This is a genomic window from Pseudobutyrivibrio sp. OR37 (assembly GCF_900113655.1).
Taxonomy (GTDB): Bacteria; Bacillota; Clostridia; order Lachnospirales; family Lachnospiraceae; genus Pseudobutyrivibrio.
Window position 1 is genome coordinate 1 of record NZ_FOQF01000073.1, and the last position, 1,976, is coordinate 1,976.

Sequence of the window (1,976 nt, forward strand, 5' to 3'; positions counted from 1 at the left end):
CCGAACCCTCAAACCAGCCCCTCAAAAGTGCCCCTCAAACCGTACCCTCAAACTAGCCCCTCAAAAAGACTGCCCCTCAGATAGTTTGATTACCCGATTTTTTATATGAATTCGCCTTGGTTTACATATATGATAATAGTCTATATAACTATGTATGCTAAGAGCATACACTAGATGATAATGCAAAATAAAATATGCAAATAGTGTATGCAAATAAATGATAGATTATTGGAATATACAGGGTGTATATTTTAGGCAAGAAATAGATAGGAGAACAATCCATGTACGAAGTAAAGAAAGATATTGTGGGACCTTACATAAAGAAACTTATTGCCGATAAGGAAATATCCCAAAGAGAATTTTGTAGGAGATATTTGAATTTAAACGGCTTCGACTGTACTGAAGAAGACGTTAGAAAGATGGCAAACCGTCTTTCTCAGATAATCAAAGGAAAGAAGAGTATTCAAGTATTTGATTTGCCAGCATTTACTGAAATACTTGGAGTGTCCTGTGAAGAGCTAATCAGTGGCGGTACTGTATTTTCTTCATCATCTAGTCATGTGACAAATTATGATGTTGCGTTGTCTAATGATCCAGATGTTTGGGAAAAACATATTCAGAGAGAAGATAAGTTGATTTTGAATCCTGATGAATATGGAAAAACAATTTTAGACTACGCTTTTGAGTACAAGAACTACGCTTTTTTGAAGTATATGATGAATCACGATTATATTTGGTTTGTCGATAATAGTGGCTGGCAGGATAAAGGATATACTTATGGCGGTGGTACAAATATAAAGCGAAGAGAAATAGGTTCAGTTGATTATTCGGTTCCTATGCAGATTCAGTACGAAGATTATATACGCACAAACATGATAGCACTAGCAATTGAAAACGAAGATTTTGAAGTGCTAGATGGATTATGTGCTAGGGAAAATCCATTGATGCATAATGCAAATTATTCTGTGGGGCTTACTCGTGAGGAAAAATATCGCAATGAAAATATGATAGATGCATTAGTTAACGCCAGCCCTAAAATGCTAGAGTATTTTTCTAGAGATTTTAAAGTTAAGAATATAAATAAGTGCAACAATACTTTTATATATCCTTATTTAGGTGAAGTTATAGATAAGATGATTCAAGCTAAAAAGATTGAATCTGCCAAAGTAGTTCTAGAGAAGGCTGCAGAACATAATAAAAAGGTATATGAAACAATTTCATCTATGGTAGAACAGACATTAGAAGTATGGATTAGTAGTTGTAGTTATACGCCTGATGAAAAGATGATAGAAGAGCAACGAAGTAACATCACTGGATATATTTTTACCAGTGAGATAACTGACATGATTTCATTTGTTTATAATCAACCGAAGGAAGAGATAATGACGAATCTTATACAGGTCAAAAAGAGCTGTAAAGAATTAGCAGATTTAATCAATAGCACAAACGATTATTACAAGAAGACTCTAGCATTGAAAGGAGATTCATAGAATGGGTATATTTTTTGATTATACGGATGGAGATTACTGCATGAGAACATCAGATAATACTGCTATGGATTCTGATGGTAACTATATGATGAGAATGTCTGATAATATGGCAATGGATATGGAATCAGGAGAGTTGCATATTACATCATCCTGGGATAATGATGAGGATGATTGGTAAGGAATATTAACGGAAGAGAGTGCTATTCAAATGAATGGCACTCAGACTGTAGACAAAGTGTCGCGGCTTTCGCCGCGACCTTTTCTTTTTTATAAGGAGGAACTGGAGTCTGCGGACTCCAGTTCTTTCATTTTTAGTCCTTCTAAAGTCTAAAAAAACCTTGATTTTACAAGCTTTTTCGCCTCTTTTTTGGTATAATAATACTATCAAAATAAGGGGTTAGAATAATGATTACAGAACAAAATGAGAAGGCTAGAAAGCAGATTGAATTTGTATGCACTGATGACTTGGTTCCTCAAGATCATCTT

Annotated in this window: 2 protein-coding genes; both read left to right on the forward strand. The window is 34.5% G+C overall.

Features of this window, described 5'->3' with window-relative positions; all coding sequences use genetic code 11:
• Nucleotides 1–281: 281 nt before the first annotated feature.
• Nucleotides 282–1,490: a hypothetical protein gene (locus tag BM097_RS15940; protein WP_090552691.1), complete on the forward strand. Its 1,209-nt coding sequence runs from the start codon at nucleotides 282–284 to the stop codon at nucleotides 1,488–1,490.
• 1 nt (nucleotide 1,491) lies between these two features.
• A complete protein-coding gene (locus BM097_RS16465; protein ID WP_177197492.1) occupies nucleotides 1,492–1,668 on the forward strand; it encodes a hypothetical protein in 177 nt (58 codons plus the stop codon).
• The last annotated feature ends 308 nt before the right edge of the window (nucleotides 1,669–1,976 follow it).

Excerpts from the sequence above, each read along its gene's own strand:
- BM097_RS15940 (WP_090552691.1), top strand. The coding sequence starts at position 282 with ATGTACGAAGTAAAGAAAGATATTGTGGGACCTTACATAAAGAAACTT.
- BM097_RS16465 (WP_177197492.1), top strand. The coding sequence starts at position 1,492 with ATGGGTATATTTTTTGATTATACGGATGGAGATTACTGCATGAGAACA.